Below are 21,813 nucleotides of genomic sequence, written 5' to 3'. Positions count from 1 at the left end.
GCTGAGGATTCACCGCCCCAGGAAGACCGGGTTCGTGAAGGCCGCGGGCGGGCCCGGCAGGCCCGGGGTCGTCGAGGGGTGGCGGACCTCCGCCCGGACGTACGCCGCGTACGACGGTGTCGTGCGCCACTCCACCGTGCCCGCCCCGGACTCCGGCAGGGCCGCGCTTGTGTGCAGGAGGCCCTGGTCGGTGACGATGCGGACCGTGCAGCCGGGGGCGCCCTTGACGTCCAGGCGGACCGTGACCGGGGTGTCGCGGTCCACGGCGAGGCGCTCGCCGATGCCCGCGTGCTTGCCCCGGCCGCCCGCCGCCGAGAAGGTCAGCTCCACCGACTTGGACTCGGCGATGTAGGAGCGGCCCCTGCGCAGGCCCTCCTGGATGGCCTCGCGGGTCAGGTCGTCGGCGAGGACCACCGTCTGCGGGCCGCCGATCCGGTCGGGGTCGCGGTGGGCGTCGCTGTTGCCCATCGCCGGGATCCACGGCCTGCCCCCGCGTACGGAGGCCACGAGCATGCTGTCCCAGTCGGCGAGGGAGACCTCGTCGTCCGGGGTGTAGGCGCCGTTCCACACCTCGACCACGTCCGCCTCGCCGAAGCCGAACTTCCAGTTGCAGCCCACGCAGGTGGCGTGCGGATGGGCGGGCACGACGAGGCCGCCCGCGTCGCGGATCCGCCGCGCGTACCTGCCGAAGCGGTTGTCGCGGGCGCGGTAACGCCAGTCGACGAACGTGCCCGGGTCCGCGCCGAGGGAGAGCACGTGGCCGTTGCGGGTCGTCACCTCCTCGCCGAGCATGATCAGCAGGTCGTCGCCCGCGTGCTCGGCCCAGTGCGCGTGCGCCGAGTGCGTGTTGTGTTCCGAGCTGTTGATGAAGTCCAGGCCGGCGGCGCGGGCGAGCGCGGCGATCTCGGCGAGGGTGCGCCTGCCGTCGGAGTACACGGAGTGCAGGTGGCAGTCGCCGCGGTACCAGGCGCGGCCGCGGCCCTTCGCGCGCTCGGGCGGGTAGACCGGCTTCGGGGTCCTGCCGGGCGCCCCGTAGGTGAGGGTGATCGTCACCTCGTAGGGGAGGCCTTCGGGGGCGACCGTGTACGGGCCGAGCGCGATGTTCCAGGTGCCCGCGCGGATCCGGCCCGGGATGTAGCCGGGCGTCGCCTCGTCGGCGCGGATGAAGAACTCGGTGCGGGCGCCGCCGGACCAGCCGCGGAAGCCCTTGCCGCCCAGCTCGGTGCCGCGCTCGTCGAAGACGCCGATGTCCAGGGCGTTGCCCTGCGTACCGGCGGGGACGGGCGGCTTCTGGTAGGTGTACGCGACGCGCAGCTCGCTGACTCCCTCGGGGACCTCCACCGGCAGGTACACGAAGTCCGGCGCCCCGACGGGCAGTGTGCCGCGGACCGTTCTGGTCTCCTTGCTCCCCGGCTCGCGACCCGGGGCGCGCCGGTCGGCGCCGCTCGCGAAGCTCACGCTGTTCAACGTAAGCGCGGCGGCGGCTCCCGTCACGAACAGTCCGCGCCGATTCAGGCCCTCGTGTGCCGGGTGGACGGCGTCCTCGCACATGTGCGGCTCCCCAGGGTGTCGATGGTGACGTGGGTGGTGCGGGCAACCCTGGTATTGAGCCGTGAACTGTGCGGCAAGGGAAGACGATTGACGGATTTCCACCCGGTGGCCGTAGGACGGCCGGCCCTGGGGCGCTATTCGGTGGCGCCCGCCGCCACCAGCGCCGCCTCGGTCTCCGGATGCGGGCCGTTGCGCGCCCAGCGCAGCGGGGACCACCCCGTGCCGCCGTCCTCGCGGAGGTCCGGGTCGGCGCCGTGGGCGAGGAGTTCGCGGACCGCGTCGACGTGACCCCAGCAAGCCGCCCCGCACAGCGGTGTGCCCTCGGAGCCGTGGCCGCTCTCCGCGTCGGGGTCCGCGCCCGCCCGCAGCAGCAGCCGCACGGCCTCGGCCTCGCCGTTCACCGATGCCGAGTACAGGGGGAGCGTGCCCTCGGCGTTCGGCAGCCGCGGGTCGACCCCGGTGCGCAGGACGGCGGCCACCACGGGGGTGTCGCCGAGCAGCGCGGCGAAAACCAGGCGTTCGGTCAGCTTCTTCTGCCGTCTTCTGTTCACCGGCGCCACGGTAATGAGGCCGCGGCCATGGACCAACCGACTTTCCGGGGATAGGAATCACCGAGGAAGCACCAGGAAGCACCGAGGACCGAGGAAGCACCGACACCTCCGGAGGCACCCGTGCGCATCTCCGCGACCCTGTACCTGACCGACACCACGATCGCCCCGGCGCCGCTGGCCCGGGAGCTGGAGGGGCGTGGGTTCGACGGCCTCTACGTCCCCGAGCACACCCACATCCCCGTACCCCCCGAAACCCCCTACCCAGGCGGCGAGCTGCCGCCCGAGTGCGCCCGGATGCTCAGCCCCTTCGTCGCCCTCGCCCAGGCCGCCGCCGTCACGGAGCGGATCGCCCTCGGCACGAACATCGCCCTGGTCGCCCAGCACGACCCCATCGACCTCGCCAAACAGATCGCCACCCTCGACCACCTCTCGGGCGGCCGCGTCACCCTCGGCATCGGCTACGGCTGGAACCGCGAGGAGGCCGAGGACCACGGCGTCCCGTGGCCCCGGCGCCGGGACCTCGTCCGGGACCGGATGGCCCTCATGCGGGCGCTGTGGTCCGATCAACCCACTGAGTACGAGGGTGAGTTCGGATCGGTGCGGCCGAGCGAGGCCCATCCGAAGCCGCTGCGCGCACCCCGCAAACGGCTCGCGAAAGGGCCGCTGTACGGGCCGCGCACCCTCATCGGCGGGGCCGCCGGGCCCGGGCTCTTCGCGCACATCGCGGAGTACGCCGACGGCTGGATGCCCATCGGCGGCAGCGGCCTGCGCGCGGCGCTGCCCGCGCTGCGCACGGCGTGGGCGGACGCGGGGCGCGAGCCGGACGACCTGTACGTGGCCCTGACGGGCGTCGTGCCCGACGCGGGCAAGCTCGCGCACTACGCCGAGCTGGGCGTCGACGAGGTCATCGTGCAGCTGCCCGCGGCCGGGGACGCGGAGGTGCGCGCGGCGCTCGACGCGGCACAGCGGCACGTGAACCCGTGAACCCGTGAATCCGAGAACCCGTGAATCCGTAGCCCGGTCGCCCCCCGGCGGCCTGATCGGAAGTATCTGTACAGGTCAGGCGTTGTCGCTCGTATGCTCGGAGACATGACCAACAGCGCGCAGCCCGACGAGGCCGGACGACCCACCGCGAACGCCATGCGGCGCGCGCTCAGGCGGGCCAGGGACGGTGTCGCGCTCGATGTGACGGAGGCCGCCGTCCTGCTCCAGGCGCGCGGCGACGACCTCGACGACCTGACCGCGTCGGCTGCCCGGGTGCGTGACGCGGGCCTGGAGGCCGCGGGGCGCCCGGGAGTCATCACGTATTCCAAGAGCGTGTTCATCCCGCTCACCCGGCTCTGCCGTGACAAGTGCCACTACTGCACCTTCGCGACCGTGCCCGGGAAGCTGCGCCGCGACGGGCACGGCATGTTCATGTCCCCGGATGAGGTCCTGGACATCGCGCGGCGCGGCGCCGCGATGGGCTGCAAGGAAGCCCTGATCACCCTCGGCGACAAGCCGGAGGACCGCTGGCCCGAGGCCCGCGAGTGGCTGGAGGCCGAGGGGTACGACGACACCATCGCCTACGTCCGCGCCATCTCGATCCGCATCCTGGAGGAGACGGGCCTGCTCCCGCACCTCAACCCCGGCGTGATGTCGTGGACGGACTTCCAGCGGCTCAAGCCGGTCGCGCCCAGCATGGGCATGATGCTGGAGACGACATCGGAGCGGCTGTGGAGCGAGCCGGGCCAGCCGCACTACGGCTCGCCCGACAAGGAACCGGCCGTGCGACTGCGGGTGCTGGAGGACGCCGGGCGCTCGTCGGTGCCGTTCACCAGCGGGTTGCTCATCGGCATCGGCGAGACGTACGAGGAGCGCGCGGAGTCACTGTTCGCGCTGCGCCGCGTGGCCCGCTCCTACCACGGCATCCAGGAACTGATCATCCAGAACTTCCGCGCCAAGCCGGACACGGCGATGCGCGGCATGCCCGACGCCGAGATCGACGACCTGGTCGCCACCATCGCCGTCGCCCGCCACATCATGGGCCCGGCGGGCAACATCCAGGCCCCGCCGAACCTCATCGCGGGCGAGTACGAGCGGCTGATCGGTGCCGGCATCGACGACTGGGGCGGCGTGTCACCGGTGACGATCGACCACGTCAACCCCGAGAAGCCCTGGCCGCGGCTGGCCGAACTCGCCGAGCGGTCCGCCGCCGCTGGCTTCACGCTCGCCGAACGGCTCTGCGTCTACCCGGAGTTCGTCCAGCGCGGCGAACCCTGGCTCGACCCGCGCCTGCTCCCGCACCTGCGCGCGCTCGCCGACCCGGAGACCGGCCTCGCCCTCCCCGACGCGGTCGTCGAGGGCCACCCCTGGCAGGAGCCCGACGAGGGGTACGTCGCCTCGTCCGGCCGCACCGACCTGCACCGCACGATCGACACCACCGGCCGCACCGCCGACCGCCGCGACGACTTCGACGAGGTGTACGGCGACTGGGAGGCCCTGCGCGAGCAGGCCGCGCCCGGCCTGGTGCCCTCCCGCATCGACGGCGACGTCCGCGCGGCCCTCGCCACGGCCGCCGACGACCCGACCAGGCTGACCGACGACGAGGCGCTGGCGCTGCTGCACGCCGACGGGCCCGCGCTTGACGCGCTCTGCTCCATCGCGGACGACATCCGCAAGACGGTCAACGGCGACGACGTCACGTACATCGTCACCCGCAACATCAACTTCACCAACGTCTGTTACACCGGCTGCCGCTTCTGCGCCTTCGCCCAGCGCAGGACCGACGCGGACGCCTACACCCTCTCCCTCGACCAGGTCGCCGACCGGGCCGCGCAGGCCTGGGACGTCGGCGCCGTCGAGGTGTGCATGCAGGGCGGCATCCACCCCGACCTGCCGGGCACCGCCTACTTCGACATCGCGCGGGCGGTGAAGGAGCGCGTGCCGGGCATGCACGTGCACGCCTTCTCGCCGATGGAGGTCGTCAACGGCGCGACCAGGACCGGGCTCTCGATACGGGAATGGCTCACCGCCGCCAAGGAGGCGGGCCTGGACTCGATCCCGGGGACGGCCGCCGAGATCCTCGACGACGAGGTGCGCTGGATCCTCACCAAGGGCAAACTGCCGACGGCCACCTGGATCGAGGTCATCAAGACCGCGCACGAGCTGGGCATCCGCTCCTCGTCCACGATGATGTACGGCCATGTGGACCAGCCGCGCCACTGGCTCGGCCACCTGCGCACGCTGGCCGCGATCCAGCAGGAGACCGGCGGCTTCACGGAGTTCGTGACGCTGCCCTTCATCCATACGAACGCGCCCGTCTATCTCGCGGGCATCGCCCGGCCGGGGCCGACCACCCGCGACAACCGCGCGGTGACGGCGATGGCGCGGATCCTGCTGCACCCGCACATCCCCAACATCCAGACCAGTTGGGTGAAGCTCGGCCAGGAGGGCGCCGCCGAGATGCTCAGGTCCGGCGCGAACGACCTCGGCGGGACGCTGATGGAGGAAACCATCTCCCGCATGGCGGGCTCCAGTTACGGCTCGTACCGGTCCATCGAGGACCTGGTCGCCATCGCGGAGACGGCAGGGCGGCCCGCCAAGCCGCGTACGACGCTCTACGGCGAGGTGCCCGAGGAGCGGCAGCGGGCGGCGCGGGCCTCGGACGGGCAGCTGCCGGAGCTGCTGCCGCTGGTGGACTGACGTCCCTCAGCGGCAGCAGGGCGGGCGCTGACCGGACAGGCCCTAGCGGGTCAGCGCGCCGCCGAACTCCACGCGGTCCTCCGGAAGTCCGAGCGACCTCGGGCTGTAGGACGTGATGCCGGTGACGGTCAGGCCGCGCGCGGCGCCGCGCAGGTACCAGGCGGCACCGGAGTCGGCGTAGGTGCCGTCCTCCGTGGGCGCGGTCGCCGTCAGGTCGGCCTTGCCGTCCTTGTTGGTGTCGGAGAGCAGGACCTGGGCGCCGAACTTGTCGTTCTTCTCCGAGACGCCGGGCACCCCGGTCGTGGACTGCTGGAAGGCCTGCGCGCCCGTACCGGTCAGACCGGTGCGGGAGCCCTTCAGGAGCACGGTGCTGCCCGCGTCCGCGACGGCGTCGATGTCCTCGCCGGGGATGCCGACGGCCACGTCCGCATAGCCGTCGCCGTTGACGTCGCCCGCGCTGATCGAGGAGCCGAACTCGTCGCCCACCTCGCCGACGCCGGGGACGCCCGCCGTGTCCTGGGTGATCTTCGCGGTGCGGGTCGCGGAGGGCCCGGCCGGCGTTCCGTACCTGACGAGGATCGTGCCCTTCTGGTAGGGCATGTCCTCGTAGTTGCCGCCGATGTCGCGGACGATCAGGTCGCCGTAGCCGTCCTTGTCTACGTCCGCGATCGCCCCGCTGTACGTGGCGTCGAGCGGTTTCGACGTGGTGCTCACACCGCCCTTGCCGCCCTTCCAGAACTGGCTGCCGTACGCCCGCTCCTCGAAGCCGTGGCTGGAGACGATGTCGTCGGCGCCGTCACCCGTGACGTCGCCGACCACGAAGGCGGATTCGCCGAACTCCCGCTGGGTGGGCACCTGCTGCTTGCTCGCGGCCTTGCCGTCGCGGGTGAACGGTCCGTACGACACCGACATCCCGAAGAGGTCGTCGCCGGGGTCGGGCTCGCCCTCGATATCGCCCGTGACCAGGTCCCGCTTGCCGTCGCCGTTGAAGTCGCCGGCGGTGACGTCGCTGCCGCGCCAGGGCAGCTCGGAGCTCTTCTCGCCGTGCAGGCCCAACGCCGAACCCCACAGGACGACGGCGTTGCCGTCGCCGCTGATGACGAGGTCCGTGTACTGGTCGTCGTCGAGATCGGCGGCAGCCGTCTGCGAGCCGAAGCGTCCGCCGTCCTGCGGGTCGCCGGGGACGCCCGGGGTGGCGCGGCCGAAGGTCGCGTGGGCGGTGTCGGGGCCCGAGGCCGAGCCGTAGATGACCGTGACCGTGCCGGGCGTCGTGCCTTGCCAGCCGCCGACCGAGGAGATCGCGACGTCGGCGTACCCGTCGTGGTTGAAGTCGACGAGCGGGGTGCGCGGCGGCACCGGGGCGGCCGACGCGGAGCCCGCCGTGGCGACGAGGGCGAGCGGCGTGAGGAGCGTGGTGACCGCGAGGGCGGCCGTGAGGGAGCGTCGCAACTGGTTCTCCAGAGAGAGGGGGGAGGGGTCCGGGGAGGCGGTGGTCAGCCGACGAGCGTGTGGCCGAACTTGGCGTCCTTCTCCGGCGCGCCGAGCTTCACCGGGCTGAGCGTGGTGGCGCCCGTCGTGGTGAGGCCGCTCGTGGAGCCGAAGAGGTTCCACAGGGCGCCCGAGTCGGCGTACGTGCCGTCCTCGCCGGGAGCCGTGACGGTCAGATCGGCCTTGCCGTCCTTGTTCAGGTCGGTGAGGGAGACCTGGCGGCCGAAGTCGTCGCCCGCCTCGGAGACCCCGGGGACCCCGGCGGTCGTCTGGTTGTAGGCGACGGCGCCCTTGCCCGTCATGCCGCCGGCGGCCTTGGAGGCGCCCTTGAGCAGGATGACCGCGCCGGTGCCGGTGGCCGCGTCGAGGCTCTCGCCGGGGACGCCGACCGCGACCTCCGCCTTGCCGTCGCCGTTCACGTCGCCCGCGCTGAGGGAGGCGCCGAACGCGTCGTCCCTCTCACTGGCGCCCGGGACGCCCGCGGTGGCCTGCGTGATGACCTTCTTGCGCGTGTTGCTGGGGCCGGTGGAGGTGCCGTACTGGATCGTGATGCTGCCCGGGGCGGAGTCGATCTCCTCGGTGACACCGCCGATGTCGCGGGTGATCAGGTCGCCGTATCCGTCGCCGTCGACGTCGCCGACGGTGCCGCTGTAGGCCGTGCCGAGGTACTTCGAGGTGTGGCTGACGCCGGTCCTCGAACCCTTCCAGAAGTGGGCCTCGTGCTGCATCTCCTCGAAGCCGTGCGTGGTGACGATGTCGTCGACGTCGTCGCCCGTCATGTCGCCGGTGATGAAGGAGCGCAGGCCCGAGTTGCCGCTGTCGTCCGTGGTGATGCTGTCGCGGGTGCGCGTCTTGCCGTCCCGGGTGAAGGGCCCGTACTGGATCGTCATCCCGGAGTAGTTCGGGTCGTCGCTCGGGTCGGAGTTCACGACGAGGTCGCGCTTGCCGTCGCCGTTGAAGTCGCCCAGGGCGAACTCGGAGTACCGGTACGGCAGGACGGTGTCCTGGCCGGTCAGACCGTCCTTGGAGCCCCAGAGCACGGTGGCCTTGTTGCCGTCGTCGTCACCGCCGGAGACGAGCAGGTCGGTGTACGAGTCACCGTCCAGGTCGCCGGGGGACATCTGGTAACCGAAGGCGTGCGTACCCGCGGGCTCACCGGGGACGCCCGGCGTGGTGCGGTCGATGACCTGGTGGCGTGGCGTGCCGGGCCCGGACGCGGTGCCGTACACGACGGATATGTAGCCCGCCTTCTCGACGCCGTCGACGGTGCCGAAGGGCGCGGCGACCGCGAGGTCGGGGTACCCGTCGCGGTTGAAGTCGGTCATCGGCGTGCGGGGCGGCACGGGCGCGGCCGACGCCGTGCCCGCGGTGGCGGAGATGGCGAGCGGGGCGGCCAGGGCGGCGACGGCGATGGCGGTGATGAGTGTGCGGCGGGGCACTGAGCCTCCTGTGAGGAACGTCTGTGACGGAAGAGGAGACAGGTTGCCCGGAGTGAAGGTTGTACACCGCAGGAACTCCGTTACGTGATCCGTACGTTCGACGGACGACGGCCGCCGTTCACCTCGCGGCACGCACGTATGACGTACGTATGCCGTACGTAGGCGCGAGACTGGCCGGACGCCGAGAGGCGCGGGAGGCAGGGGAGGGGAGGGGCGGGATGGCGCGGGCGAGGGTGTCGATGCAGGAGCTGATCCGGCGCAGGCGGCGTGCCGGGTTCGTGGGACGCCGCGAGGAACTGCGGGTGTTCCGGGCGAACTTCGAGGTGCCGCCGGACGACGACCGCCACCGCTTCCTCTTCCATGTGCACGGTCCGGCGGGCGTCGGCAAGACCTCCCTCGTGCGGGAGCTGGCGCAGCTGGCGAGGGAGCGCGGCGCGCTGGTCGCCCACGTCGACGAGGGAGCGGCCGGCATCCCCGGGACCGTCACGGAACTGGCCGCCCACTTCGCCCAGCAGGGCCGCACCTTGAAACACCTGGAGCGGGCCCTCGCCACCTACCGCCAGCGCAGCCACGAGGCCGTCGCAGCCGCCGTGCGCGAGCCCGGGCCCGGACCCGACGCGCCGTCCATGGGCAGCGCCGTGGCGGCCCGCGCCGGGGTCGTCGGACTCGGCATGGTCCCGGTGGTGGGCGCCTTCGCCGGGGTCGTCGACGCGGACCGCCTCGCGCGGGGCGCCGACCGGCTGCGCTCCCGCTTCCGCACGCAGGACGACGCCCGCCTCGTCCTGGAGCCGGAGCGCGTGCTCACCCCCGTGCTCCTGGACGAGCTCGCCGAGGCCGCCGACACCGCGCCCTGGCTGGCCCTGTTCTTCGACACGTACGAGCGGACGGCGCCGTTCCTCGACCGCTGGCTGCACGACATGATGACGACCGACCGCTACGGCGAACTCCCCGCCAACGTCGTCGTGGTGACCGCGGGCCAGCGCCCCCTCGACCCCGCCCGCTGGGAGGGCGCCGCGGACTTCGCCGCCGAGCTGCCCCTGCGGCCCTTCACGGACGCCGAGGCGCGCGCCCTCCTCGCCGCCAAGGGCGTCACCGAGGAGCCCGTCGTCGCGGAGGTGCTGCGCCTGTCGGGCAGGCTGCCGGTGCTCGTCTCCACCCTCGCCGAGAGCGGCCCGGCCGACCCGGACGACGTGGGCGACCCGAGCGCCACGGCCGTCGAGCGCTTCCTCAAGGCGGAGCAGGACCCGGCGCGCCGCGCGGCCGCCCTCGCGTGCGCGCTGCCACGCCGCCTCGACGAGGAGGTCGTACGTACCTCCACCGATGAGGACGCCGAGGGCGCCGAGGGCGGCGAGAGCCCGGCGGAGCTGTACGGGTGGCTGCGGACCATGCCGTTCGTACGGACCGACCGCGCGGGCGCGGCCCGCTACCACGGCGTCGTACGCGCCCCGATGCTGCGCCTGCGCCGCAACTCCGCGCCGGAGCGGTGGAGTTCGGGGCACACCCGCCTCGCCGAGCTGTACCGGCGCCGGTGCGCCGCGCTGGAGGAGGAGGACCGGGGTGAGCCGGGGCGCCCGTGGACGCGGCCCGCGTGGCGTGCGGTGCGGGTCGAGGAGCTTTACCACCGGCTGTGCGCGAGGCCCCGGGCCGCGCTGCCCGGGGTGCTGCGCGAGGGGGTGGACGCGTGCCGCGCGGACACGGCCGTGGCGCGCGCGTGGGCGCAGGCGGTGGCGGACGCGGCCGACGACACCGACGCGGGGCACCTGCGGGCCTGGGCCGACGACTGCCGGGCGGCCCTCGCCGACGAGGCGACCGGGGCGCTGCGCGTCCTGGAACTCCTGCTGACCCGCGCCGCTCTCGACGACGCGGGCAGGGCCGCCGCGCACAACGCGCACGGCCTGCAACTCTTCCTCCTCGGCCGGCTGCGGGAGGCCCTCGACGACCACGCGCGCGCCATCGCCCTGGCCCCGGACGACCCCTGGGGCCACCACGACCTGGCGGTCACCCACCGGGCCCTCGGCGAGTACGAGAGCGCGCTGGTCGCCCTCGCGGAGGCCGCCGAGCTGGCACCCGGCGCGGCATGGGTGGCACGCCAGCGCGGCGAGACGTACCGGCGCATGGGCCGCCCCGAGGAGGCGCTGCCCTGGCTGGAGCGGGCGCACGAGCTGGACCCGGGGGAGCCGCTGACCCTGGGCAGCCTCGGCCAGTCCAAGTTCGCGCTCGGCCGCCCCCACGAGGCCCTGGCCGACCTGGACCGCGCGCTCGCCCTGTGGCCCGACTACGCCTGGGCCCTGACCCGCAGGGCCCGCGTCCGCCACCACCTCGGCGACGGCCCCGGCGCCCTCGCCGACCTCGACCGCGCCCAGCGCCTGGCCCCGGACGTGGCGGGCACGCGCGGCGAGCGGGGCGACGTGCTGCGCGCGGCGGGCCGCCACGAGGAGGCCGTCGCGGAGTACGAGTCGGCACTCGCCCTCGACCCGGCCTACGCGTGGGCGTGGGGCAGCAGGGCCCTGTCCCTGGAAGCGCTGGGCCGCCCGGCCGAGGCGCTGGCGTCCCTGGAGGAGGCGCTGCGGGTCGATCCGGGGTACGCGTGGGCGCGGGAGCAGAGGGAGCGGATCCGGGGCATTCCGGAACCAAATATTCCGTAGGATCCGCAGCAACTGCGAAGGTCCGGTGAACGTCGTCCAAAAGCGACCCCGAGGGCGACTCCTCGCATTCCCCTTGCCGTCTGAATCGATCGTTCCCGTTCGATTACAGTGCTGCGCAGCCGCACCTGGCGAGGCACGGAGGGAGGTCCCGTGGGCACTGCAGCAGCCACCGGTGTCTGGGGCCGCGCCGAGCAGCAGGACTTCCGCAGCCGGGTGCGCGGCACGCTCCTCGGAGCCGCCGTGGGCGATGCCTTCGGGGCGCCCGTCGACGACCTCTCCCTCGACGAGATACGGGAGGCCCACGGCGACGCGGGTCTCACCGAGCCCGTCCCCGCGTACGGCAGACGCGGCGCGGTGACCGCCGCCACCCAGCTCACCCTCTTCACCGTCGACGGGCTCATACGCGCCCAGGTGCGCCGCGACACCGGCGCCTGGCACCCGCCGACCGACCTGCACCGCGCCTACCGCCGCTGGGTCGCCACCCAGAGCGACTGGGGACCGGACGAGCGGCGCAAGGAGGACGGGTGGCTGGCCCGGGAGGAGTGGCTGTACACGCGCCGCAACCCGCCCCGCGCCTGCCTCCTCGGCCTCGGCAACATCGTCATGGGAACCCTCGACACCCCCAAGAACCCCGACGAGCGCGGCCCCGAGGCCGCCGTCCGATCCGCACCTTTCGGCCTCCTCGTCGGCTGGGAGCCGCAGCTCGTCCTGCAACTCGCCGTCGAGTGCGCCGTCCAGACCCACGGCCACCCCACCGCCTACCTCGCCGCCGGAGCGCACGCCGTCATCGTGCACGGCCTCGCCCGCGGGGAGTCCCTCGACGGAGCGATCCAGCGGACCCTCGCCCTGCTCGCCGCCCACCCCGGCCACCCGCCCGTCGCCGACGCGCTCCGGCACGCGCTGGGCGCCGTACGCCAGGGCATGCCCGCGCCCGCGCGCGTGGAGGAGCTGCTCGCGGACGGCACCGCCGAGGGGGCACTCGCCGCCGCCGTCTACTGCGCCCTGGTCGGCGAGGACATCCGCCACGGCGTGCGGCTCGCCGTCAACCACGGTGGGGCGTCGGCCGCCACGGGCGCGCTCTGCGGGGCGCTGCTCGGCGCGCTGCACGGGGAGACCGCGCTGCCGCCGGGCTGGCTCACCGAGCTGGAGGGCCGCCCCACGGTCCTGGAGCTGGCGGACGACTTCGCCATGGAGATGACCCAGGGCCCCGCCCTGCACGGGCCCGCCGTCTCCTCCCCGGGCTGGCTCGCCCGCTATCCGCGCGCCTGAGGCGACTCGGCGGGCACGGGCACGTCCGCGGCGGCCCCCTCGGCGCCCTCGGACCCATCGTCGTCCGTGTTGATCCGCTCGATGAGCGCGTCCCGTTCCGGGGTGTCCTCCGGCTTCACGTAACCGATGACGACGTAGAGGACGAGCGACACCGCCAGCGGGATCGACACCTGGTACTGAAGTGCCACACCGCCCGCGATCGCCCCGTCGATCGGGTAGTTGACGAGGTAGAAGGCGAAGAGACCGGCGCCCCAGCTGGTCAGCGCCGCGGTCGGCCCGGACCTGCGGAACGCGCGCAGCAGGCCCAGCATCATCGGGATCGCGATGGGGCCCATCAGACCGGCGACCCACTTGATGACGACGGTGATGATGTCCTTGAACGCGGGGGAGTCGACCTGCGTCGCGACCGCCATGGACAGCCCCAGGAAGACCACCGTGGTCAGCCGGGCGGCGAGCAGACCCGCGCGCTCCGACCAGCCCTTCGCCCTGGCCGAGAGCACGGGCGCCACATCCCGGGTGAAGACCGCGGCGATCGCGTTGGCGTCGGATGAGCACATCGCCATGGTGTGGGAGAAGAACCCTACGATGACGAGCCCCAACAGGCCGTGTGGCAGCAGCTCTTCGGTCATCAGGGCGTACGCGTCCGAACCGTCGGGCTTCTGCGCGTCGACGAGCAGCGGCGACATCCACATGGGGAAGAAGAGGACGACGGGCCAGACCAGCCACAGGATCGCGGAGAGCTTCGCGGACCGCGCGGCCTCCTTGGCGTTGGCGGTCGCCATATAGCGCTGCGCCTGGTTGAGCATGCCGCCGTTGTACTCGAAGAGCTTGATGAAGAGGAACGCGAGCAGGAAGACCGTGCCGTACGGCCCGACCAGCGGCTTCCCGTGCCCCGCAAGCTCCGGCTCGTCCCAGACGCCGAAGAACCCGCCGAACTCGCCCAGCTCGGCGACGACGGCCACGAACATCGCGATCCCGGCGAGCAGCTGGATGACGAACTGCCCCAGCTCGGTGAGCGCGTCCGCCCACAGGCCCCCGATGGTGCAGTAGACCGCCGTGACGACGCCGGTGATGAGGATGCCCTGGTTCAGGGAGACCCCGGTGAAGACCGCCAACAGGGTTGCTATCGCCGCCCACTTGGCGCCCACGTCCACGATCTTCAGGAGCATCCCGGACCAGGCGAGCGCCTGCTGGGTCTTCAGGTTGTAGCGGTTCTTCAGGTATTCGAGGGGCGAGGCGACGTGCAGCCGTGACCGCAGGCGGTTGATGCGGGGCGCGAAGAGCCGGGCGCCGATGGCGATGCCGAGCGCGATGGGGAAGGACCAGGTGACGAAGGACGTCACGCCGTAGGTGTACGCGATACCGGCGTACCCGGTGAACATCACCGCGCTGTACCCCGACATGTGGTGCGAGATGCCGGAGAGCCACCAGGGCATCTTCCCGCCGGCCGTGAAGAAGTCGCTGACGTTGTCGACGCGCTTGTGGGACCACACGCCGATCGCGACCATCACACCGAAGTAGCCGATGAGCACGGCCCAGTCGAGACTGTTCATATGGCCCTCCAGGGGTCCGCCTGGTGAACTGCGCACAACGCCTCGCACTCCGCCGGAACGGCTCGCGGGCGCGGCGAACGGCCCGGAAGTGCGTGCTCATCGTGGGTTCGGCCACACGCCGACGACAACGGGGGGTAAGGTCAAGAGCAGGCAAATTCGTTCGCTGAGGTGATTCGGATTCATATATCTGACCCTGAGAGGTGCCCTGTCAGGGGCGCGGGGAACTGCGCGCCCAGCAGCTCCCACGCACCCGCAGGGGACCGCCTACCGCATCAGCTCGCCCGCATTGACCAGCAGGGACTGCCCGGTGATGGCCCGAGCCCGCTCGGAGGCGAGAAAGACCACCGCGTCCGCCACATCGCCGTCCGTGGCCAGCTCCGGCAGCGCCATCCGCGCGACGAGCCGCCCCCGGACCTCCGGCTCCGGCACACCCTCGGCCCCCGCCGTGAACCGGACGAACGCCTCGACCGGCGGCCCCCACATCCACCCCGGCAACACCGTGTTGACCCGGATCCGATGCGGCCCCAGCTCCCGCGCGAGGGAGTACATCGCCGACGTCAGAGCGCCCTTGGACGCCGCGTACGCGGCCTGCCGCACCTCCGAGGGCGCCGCCACCGCCGACTGCGTACCGATGAAGACCACCGAACCGCCCCGCCGCTCCTTGAGCGCGGGCAGGCACGCCCGGGTCATCCGCAGGGTGCCGAGCAGATTGACGTCGAGCACCCCGTGCCAGCTGTCGAAGTCCGCGTCCTCAAGACCGCCGAAGTAGCTGTCCCAGGCGGCGACATGGACGACCGCGTCGATCCCACCGAAGCGGTCGCACGCCAGCGCGGCCAGCGCCCGGCACTGGGACTCGTCGGTGATGTCGGTCGCCCGGTACGCGGTGTGCGCGCCCCCGGGGTCGATCCCGGCGGCGGTCTTGGCGAGGTTCGCCTCGGTGCGCGCCCCGAGCACGGCGTTGCCACCGTCGCGCACGACGGCCGCCGCGACCTGGTGGCCGAGCCCGGCGCCGACGCCCGAGACGACGACGGTCTTCCCGGTGAGCAGCGATGACGGCATGGGTGCCTCCAGGCTCTGGCAGTTTTACTGACGGGGCGTCAGAGTAGGGGCGACCAATGGGCTAGGGAAGAGCCGCAGGAAGCGTCGAAGGAAGAGAAGGGCAGGGCGGACCCATGGCAGAGGACACCCGCAGCGACGCCTACGCCGAACTGGCCGCCGTCGGCCCCTACGGCGTACGCCCGGGGCACGCCCTGATCACCCTGGTCGAACCGCACCCGGGACACGAGTTCGCGTACAACCGCTGGTACGAGGACGACCACTACTACGCCGGCGCGATGGCCATGCCATGGATGTACGCCGGGCGCCGCTGGGTCGCCACGCGCGACCTCCAGCTCCTGCGCTATCCCGCCGAGTCCGCGGTCGCCGAGCCGGTCACCGCGGGGTGCTACCTCTCCACGTACTGGGTGACGGAGGGCCGCTACGACGAGCACATGAAGTGGACCGTGGGGATCAACAAGCGGCTCAACCGCGACGGCCGCGTCCACCAGGAGCGCACCCACGTCTTCACCGCTTTCCAGAACCACGAGGCGACCGTCTACCGGGACGGCGCGGCGGGCCCGCGCGACTTCCACGCGCTCGACCACCCCTACAAGGGGCTCGTCCTTGAGGTCGTGGACGCCGAGAGCCCGGAGCAGAGGCGGGAGTTGCTGGAGTGGCTGCGCGCCCGCCGGCTGCCGCGCGCGCTCGCCGGATCACCGGCCGCGATGGTGACGATCTTCCGGCCGACCCCGCTGCCGGGGGACCGCATGACGTACGTGAAGCAGGTCGAGGGAGTGGACACCCGGCTGACGCTGCTGTGGTTCCTCCAGGAGGATCCGCGGGAGTGCTGGGAGGCGCACTTCACCGGGCGGGAGGCGGCGGTGGCCGAATCGGGGCTCGGCCGGGTGGAGTTGGTCGCGCCCTTCATCCCGACCGTGCCGGGAACGGACCTGTACGTCGACCGGCTGCGCTGACCGCCGGGGCGGCCGCGGGGCCGGGTACGGGGACGGGCGCAGGGCCGAGCCCCCTCGGCCGGGACGGCGGGCCAGTCGAGAGGGCTCATTCGGTGTTGCTTATGCGGTTGTGGTGTCACGCGAGATCGGCAGCTCCCCGGCTCACCTCGGTGACGAACGCGTTCCAGGAGTCGGCGGGGAAGGCGAGGACCGGACCCGCGACGACCTTGGAGTCACGCACCGAAATGCCGGACGCCAGGGGGGACTTGACCTCGACGCACGCGCCGTTGCCGGTGGAGTACGAGGACTTGACCCACGTATGCGAAACGCCTTGCTGGATTGCCATTTTCACTCCGGTTTGCCCAGTTGGTGAGTTGCTTTCACCGCGAACCGCGGTGTGCGCCAACGCTCTTGCCCGTTGGCGTGAATGACGCTACTCGCCAACTTCGGCACGTGAAGGGGCCATTCACTCGACCGGATGGCATATTCCAGGGGGGTCTTCCGCCCCGACGCGGCAAGGGTGTACCGTGCGGCATTTTCCGTGAGGGGGCGGCTCCGCGGGCCCTGGGTCAGCGGGCGTAGCCCTTCGAGATCTCGGTGATGAGCTGGCGTGATTGCTCGACGTTCAGCGCCTGGGCGCGGAGGTGCTCGTACATCACGCTGTACTGCTGGACGTCGTTCGCCTTCTCCAGATACAGGTCGCTGGTGACGCCCTCGATGTAGACCACGCTGGAATCGGCGGCGTCGGGGAACTCCAGGATCGCGTACTGACCGTTGAGGCCGGGGTGGGCGCCCAGCTCGAAGGGGATCACCTGGACCGTCACGTGCGGCAGCTGGGACTGCTCCACCAGATGTTCCAGTTGCTCGCGCATCAGCTGCGGGGAGCCGACCACGCGGCGCAGCGCCGACTCGTCGAGGACGGTCCACAGGCGCAGCGGATTCTCCGGCGCCGCGATGCGCTCCTGGCGGCGCATGCGCACCTGGACGCGCTTCTCGATGTCGGTCGTCGTGGTCTCCGGGAGCGCGCCGGTGATCAGCGCCTCGGCGTAGGCGCGGGTCTGGAGCAGGCCGGGGACGACCTGCGGGTCGTACACGCGCAAGGACGCGGCGTCCGTCTCAAGGCCGATGTACACGCTGTACGGGATGTCGCCGAAGGAGTGCCACCAGCCTTGCTGGCGCGAATCCTTGGCCATTTGCATCAGGGAGTCGACGATGCGGTGGTCCTCGACCTCGTAGACACCGCACAGGTCGCGGACGTCGCGCTGGCTGATCGAGCGGCGGCCGTTCTCGAGTCTGCTGATCTTCGACTGCGAGACGAGCAGGCGCTCGGCGACCTCTTCGGCCGTCATGCCCTTCAGCTCGCGGAGCCGGCGCAGCTCCTGGCCCAGGCGACGTCGCCTGACGGTGGGATTGACATTGGACGCCACGGGACGTGCACCTCCGGCTTGCCTGCCACGATTTTGCGTATCTACTGCTCAGCAGAGTGCCACCAACGTGTGGGGCACCGCTGGGAAACAGCGGATGTGCGAACGTGCGGGCGGTTGTGTGGGGTGCGGGCCGTTCCCGCGGCGCCTGAGGGTGTGCGGCCGCGCGGGGTGGTGGTACCGGGGTGTCGTCGTCCGGACGGTCCGGTGCCACTCCCCGCGCGGCCCAGCGGCTCCCGGACCGGGTCTGGGGGACTGCGGTGCGGCGCTGGTGTGTTGGTGCGTGGGTGCTTCGTGCTGAGCGGTGATGTGCTGCTGATGGTGCTGAGCGGTCGAGCGGTGTCGAGCGGTGGTGTGCTGTGGGGGGTGGTGCCGTGCTCAGTGGGCCACGGCGCGTGCCATGGATCCGCGGCGCGGCTGCATCGGGATCCGGTCCGGATCCGCGACCGCCCTGGCCGGCTGCCTGCCGCCGGGACCCGTGGGGCCCGCCGGTGCGGCACTGCGGCGCGGCTGAGCGGCCACGCCGTTCTGGACGTCCATCACGGCGTGCGCCACGAGGCCGCCCATCGGGTCGTGCCTGATGAGGTCCCGGAGGCGGGAGCGCGATGAACGCCCCTCGTTCCCGGGGTACAGATGCTTGCCGAGGCCGACCGCGTGGGCCAGTGCGGCGAGCGCGGCGGTCCGCGGGTCCGGCGGTACGCCGGTGCGGATCGCCGAATCGAGCCGGGACCTGATTTCCCGGCTGATCGCCGTGTCCGTCGCTTGGTAGCGAGTCGTCGGCAGCACCCCGCACATCTGGCCCGCCACGGCATGGACCATGCCGCATCGCTCCAGGTGCGAGAGGTACGTCTGGCGCAGCCCCAGGCGGGGCCCGCCGATCCAGTGGACGGCCCGGACCGGGCTGCCGCGCCTGCGCAGCAGCTCCAGTGCGGAGTCCAGAGTCGGATCTCCGGTCGGCCGTGGCATCACCACGGCGATACGATCCCCGTCTGGGGCTATCCGTCCGGCCAGCGCCAGCTCCACTAGCTGTGCTCCGGCCAGACCGAGGTCGAGCGACTGCGGCTGCGCTGTGGTACCCGTGGCCGGGTCCAAAGCGAGCAGCAGAAGCTCCTCCGGAATTGTTCTGCGGCTCCTGCCCATCCATGCCTCCCCGCGTGGATGAATGACAGGGTGACCCCTCTCACATTGGTCTGTCGAGAGCGCGTGGGCGGGATGTACGGGAACCAGTAGGTATGTCGTTCTCGTCTACCACGGGGGTTAAGCCCTCACACAGGACACTGGTACACGGTTCGGACAGTGGGTCCGGCCCGGATTTGGCGCACGTACGAGGAGGCATCGGTGGCGGGCGAGACCCCCGACAGGTCGAAGCAGCGGAAGTCGTCGGGGAACCCGACTGCGGCGGACCCTTCTGCGTCGGCACCGGAGGAACGGGACCCGCGCCTCGCGGTGGCCCGCGAGATCCCTTCGGCGCGGGGCGCCGTGGCCGGCGGGGAGGACTCAGAGGCGTCGGACAGCGCGGACACCTCGGAGACCCCGGAGGCTTCGGAGGCCTCGGCGGCTTCCGGTGGTGAGGGGAACGGTGACGCGCGGCTGCGGGACGCCGTGGCGGCGTGGGTCGCCACCTCGGACGACGAGGACGAGGCCGGGCCCGGGGCGAGCAGTGACGGTCCTGCGGCGGAGGACGACTCCTCGGTGAAGCCCGCGTCGGCCGGGGCGGACGCTCCGGCGGGGGGCGCGGTTTCTGGCGGGGGCGCCGGTTCGGTGGAGGGTGCTTCCGCTGGGGATCCCGCGTCCCGCGAGGGTGCCGGTTCCTCCGGTTCCGAGAAGGGCGCCGACTCCGCGGAGGGTGCTCCTGCCGAGGCGAAGGCTCCCGTCAAGGGCGCTGCCCCGGCCAAGACCGAGCCCACCGCCGCCGCCAAGCCGTCCGGCACGGACAAGCTCGGCACGGGCGCCAAGTCCACCGGCGCGGTAAAGGCTGGCGGCGAGGCCAAGCCTCACGGTGAGGCCAATCCTGCCGCCGACGCCAAGTCCGGCACCGGCGCGGACAAGCCCGGCACCGGCACCAAGCCGTCCGGCGCCGACAAGCCCGGCACCGGCACCAAGTCCACCGGCACGGACAAGCCCGCGCCGGACGACAAGCCCGCCGCCGACGACAAGTACGCCGGTGTTGATCAGGCCACCGCCGTCTTCAAGGCGCCTGTCGTGAAGCCTGCCGTGGATCAGCCGACCACCATGCTCAAGCTCGGCACCGACGTGCCCGGCAAGGGCGCCGACAAGAGCACCGGCAAGGACGCCGAGAAGGCATCCGCGAAGGCCTCCGAAAAGGCCTCCCCGAAGGACGCCGAGAAGGACTCCGCAAAGGGCGCTGCAAAGACCGAGCGGGACGCCGAGCGGACCAGCAAGTTCGTAGCCCTGAAGCCGCTCGACGAGCCGCCCGCCAAGGCGGCGCCCAAGGCCGCGCCCAAAGCCGAGCCGAAGGCCGCGCCCAAGGCCGAGTCCAAGGACGGCCCCCCTTCCCCCCAGGCGCCCCCGCCGGCAGAACGTACGACGCAGCAGCCCCTGCCCCCCAAGCCCCCCATCGATCTCCTCGCCGAGCTGACCAACACCCCGCCGCCGCCCGAGACCCCCGTCCGCACCGCCGTGCGCCGGGTCAAGATCTGGACGCCGCTGGTGCTGCTCCTGGTGGTCGTCTTTGCGGTCGTACAGGCCATGCGGCCGCTGCCCGAGCCCACCCTGAAGCTCACCGCCCAGGAGTCCGTCTCCTTCGAGGGCGCCAAGCCGTCCATGCCGTGGCCGTCCCAGGGGCAGGCCGCGATGGACGTCAACGGGCTCGGTTCGTTCGGGACCTCCGGTGAGCAGAAGCCCGTACCGATCGCGAGCATCGCCAAGGTCATGACGGTCTATGTGATCCTGCGCGACCACCCGCTGGAGAAGGGCAAGGAAGGCCCGAAGATCCCCGTCGACGCCGCCGCGCAGAAGCACTACGAGACGGGCAAGCCGGAGAACGAGTCGGTGGTCAAGGTCACCGAGGGGCAGAAGATCACCGAGTACGAGGCGCTGCAAGCGGTGATGCTGCCGTCCGCCAACAACATCGCCAAGCTGCTCGCCCGCTGGGACACCAAGAGCGGCTCCGAGGACGCGTTCGTCGCGAAGATGAACAAGACCGCCAAGGAGCTGGGGATGAAGAACACCCACTACACGGACCCCAGCGGCCTGGACAAGACGACCGTCTCCACCGCCGAGGACCTCGTGAAGCTCGGCCGCGCCGCGATGGAGAACCCGGTCTTCAACGAGATCTCCCGCCAGCCCAGCTACAAGGACCTCAACGGCGAGCAGCAGAACAACTACTTCGGCCTCGTCCCGACCGTCGCCATCGGCATCAAGACCGGCACCACCACGGCCGCGGGCGGCAACATCCTCTTCGCCGCGGAGCGCAAGGTCGGCGGCGAGACGCAGACGATCATCGGCGCCGCCCTCGGCCAGTACGGCAAGAACGGCGTCGCCAACATCGACGAGGTCACCGGCGTGACCCGCAAGCTCATCGAGGCGGGCAAGGAAGCGCTCACCGCCAAGACCATCGTGAAGAAGGGCGACGTGGTCGGCCAGGTCGACGACGGCCTGGGCGGCACGACCCCGGTCGTCGCCACCAAGGACGTCTCCGCGGTGGGCTGGTCCGGGCTGACCGTGAAGCTGATGCTGGACGAGCGCAAGGGCAAGCCCGTACCGCACACGGCGAAGGCCGGGACCAAGGTCGGCGTGCTGAGCGTCGGCGACGGCAAGGGTGACGCCGTGGAGGTGCCGGTGGCCCTGGAGAAGGACCTCGCGGAACCGGGCCTCGGCGCCAAACTGCAGCGCGTCGGCTGAGCCGCACCCCCGCGTGGGGAGGCCCCCGCCCCCGGGCCTCCCCACGCGTCTGCGTGCTAGCGTCACAAGCTCGGGGGGCAGTACGCCGGGGCCGAGGACGGGGTGTTCCGGGACGGACCCCCCTCGCCGGTCTCGCCCCGGGGACAGGACGACACGGGGAGAGCCTCCAGTGGCCACAACGGAGCCGACGCGCGCCGACGACAACGCCGACCAGCGGCAGCACGGCGGCGGCGCCGACCAGCAGCACAGCCGCGATCGCGGAACCCCGGGCAGGAGCGCGCGAATACCGCGGCCCTCCCCGGCCCCCGACAGCGCGGACTCCACCAAGACCGCGGACCTCACGGACAGCGCGGC

Annotated in this window: 15 protein-coding genes; 6 read left to right on the top strand and 9 right to left on the bottom strand. The window is 72.1% G+C overall.

What is annotated here, in order from left to right:
• Positions 1 to 9: 9 nt before the first annotated feature.
• Both DMA15_RS15710 and DMA15_RS15705 read right to left on the bottom strand, forming a co-directional pair.
• The gene (locus DMA15_RS15710) at positions 10 to 1,551 is read right to left on the bottom strand and encodes a CehA/McbA family metallohydrolase (RefSeq protein ID WP_125513375.1); all 1,542 of its coding nucleotides are present in this window, start codon (positions 1,549 to 1,551) and stop codon (positions 10 to 12) included.
• 134 nt (positions 1,552 to 1,685) lie between these two features.
• Positions 1,686 to 2,102, bottom strand: coding sequence for an ankyrin repeat domain-containing protein (locus DMA15_RS15705; protein ID WP_125513374.1), 417 nt, complete (start codon positions 2,100 to 2,102; stop codon positions 1,686 to 1,688).
• A gap of 120 nt (positions 2,103 to 2,222) precedes the next feature.
• Here DMA15_RS15705 and DMA15_RS15700 point away from each other — a divergent pair, with 120 nt between their 5' ends.
• The gene (locus DMA15_RS15700; protein ID WP_125513373.1) at positions 2,223 to 3,086 is read left to right on the top strand and encodes an LLM class F420-dependent oxidoreductase; all 864 of its coding nucleotides are present in this window, start codon (positions 2,223 to 2,225) and stop codon (positions 3,084 to 3,086) included.
• 105 nt (positions 3,087 to 3,191) lie between these two features.
• On the top strand, positions 3,192 to 5,786 hold the full coding sequence (locus DMA15_RS15695) for a bifunctional FO biosynthesis protein CofGH (RefSeq protein ID WP_125513372.1): 2,595 nt from the start codon (positions 3,192 to 3,194) through the stop codon (positions 5,784 to 5,786).
• 42 nt (positions 5,787 to 5,828) lie between these two features.
• On the opposite strand, the gene DMA15_RS15690 is transcribed toward DMA15_RS15695, so the two are convergent.
• Both DMA15_RS15690 and DMA15_RS15685 read right to left on the bottom strand, forming a co-directional pair.
• Positions 5,829 to 7,235, bottom strand: coding sequence for an FG-GAP and VCBS repeat-containing protein (locus DMA15_RS15690; RefSeq protein WP_125513371.1), 1,407 nt, complete (start codon positions 7,233 to 7,235; stop codon positions 5,829 to 5,831).
• A 44-nt stretch (positions 7,236 to 7,279) separates the two neighbouring features.
• Positions 7,280 to 8,713, bottom strand: a complete 1,434-nt coding sequence (locus tag DMA15_RS15685; RefSeq protein WP_240659815.1) for an FG-GAP-like repeat-containing protein — start codon at positions 8,711 to 8,713, stop codon at positions 7,280 to 7,282.
• 218 nt (positions 8,714 to 8,931) lie between these two features.
• Between DMA15_RS15685 and DMA15_RS15680 the strand changes: the two genes are divergently transcribed.
• Together DMA15_RS15680 and DMA15_RS15675 are read left to right on the top strand one after the other, a co-directional pair.
• The gene (locus DMA15_RS15680) at positions 8,932 to 11,358 is read left to right on the top strand and encodes a tetratricopeptide repeat protein (protein ID WP_276314347.1); all 2,427 of its coding nucleotides are present in this window, start codon (positions 8,932 to 8,934) and stop codon (positions 11,356 to 11,358) included.
• Positions 11,359 to 11,508: 150 nt separating this feature from the next.
• Positions 11,509 to 12,627, top strand: coding sequence for an ADP-ribosylglycohydrolase family protein (locus DMA15_RS15675; RefSeq protein ID WP_125513369.1), 1,119 nt, complete (start codon positions 11,509 to 11,511; stop codon positions 12,625 to 12,627).
• Here DMA15_RS15675 and DMA15_RS15670 read toward each other — a convergent pair.
• Together DMA15_RS15670 and DMA15_RS15665 are read right to left on the bottom strand one after the other, a co-directional pair.
• Positions 12,612 to 14,180, bottom strand: coding sequence for a sodium:solute symporter family protein (locus DMA15_RS15670; RefSeq protein ID WP_125513368.1), 1,569 nt, complete (start codon positions 14,178 to 14,180; stop codon positions 12,612 to 12,614). The two genes, DMA15_RS15675 and DMA15_RS15670, sit on opposite strands and share 16 nt — an antisense overlap.
• Before the next feature lie 264 nt (positions 14,181 to 14,444).
• On the bottom strand, positions 14,445 to 15,239 hold the full coding sequence (locus DMA15_RS15665) for an SDR family oxidoreductase (protein ID WP_125513367.1): 795 nt from the start codon (positions 15,237 to 15,239) through the stop codon (positions 14,445 to 14,447).
• A 113-nt stretch (positions 15,240 to 15,352) separates the two neighbouring features.
• Here DMA15_RS15665 and DMA15_RS15660 point away from each other — a divergent pair, with 113 nt between their 5' ends.
• A complete protein-coding gene (locus tag DMA15_RS15660) occupies positions 15,353 to 16,192 on the top strand; it encodes a hypothetical protein (protein WP_125513366.1) in 840 nt (279 codons plus the stop codon).
• Positions 16,193 to 16,307: 115 nt separating this feature from the next.
• Here the strand turns inward: DMA15_RS15660 and DMA15_RS15655 are convergent, their stop codons facing one another.
• The 3 genes from DMA15_RS15655 to DMA15_RS15645 form a co-directional block, all read right to left on the bottom strand.
• On the bottom strand, positions 16,308 to 16,517 hold the full coding sequence (locus tag DMA15_RS15655) for a DUF397 domain-containing protein (protein WP_125513365.1): 210 nt from the start codon (positions 16,515 to 16,517) through the stop codon (positions 16,308 to 16,310).
• Between the two features lie 223 nt (positions 16,518 to 16,740).
• A complete protein-coding gene (locus DMA15_RS15650) occupies positions 16,741 to 17,598 on the bottom strand; it encodes a helix-turn-helix transcriptional regulator (RefSeq protein WP_125513364.1) in 858 nt (285 codons plus the stop codon).
• Between the two features lie 375 nt (positions 17,599 to 17,973).
• Complete coding sequence (locus tag DMA15_RS15645; RefSeq protein ID WP_125513363.1) at positions 17,974 to 18,735, bottom strand: GPP34 family phosphoprotein; 762 nt, start codon at positions 18,733 to 18,735, stop codon at positions 17,974 to 17,976.
• Between the two features lie 198 nt (positions 18,736 to 18,933).
• Between DMA15_RS15645 and DMA15_RS15640 the strand changes: the two genes are divergently transcribed.
• Positions 18,934 to 21,459 carry a D-alanyl-D-alanine carboxypeptidase gene (locus tag DMA15_RS15640; RefSeq protein ID WP_125513362.1) on the top strand — a complete coding sequence of 842 codons (2,526 nt, stop codon included), beginning with the start codon at positions 18,934 to 18,936 and terminating at the stop codon, positions 21,457 to 21,459.
• Positions 21,460 to 21,813: the final 354 nt, after the last annotated feature.

This window comes from Streptomyces sp. WAC 01529 (genome assembly GCF_003945545.1).
GTDB lineage: Bacteria > Actinomycetota > Actinomycetes > Streptomycetales > Streptomycetaceae > Streptomyces > Streptomyces anatolicus.
Note: the sequence above shows the minus strand (reverse complement) of the source record. Positions and strands in the feature narration are given on the sequence as shown.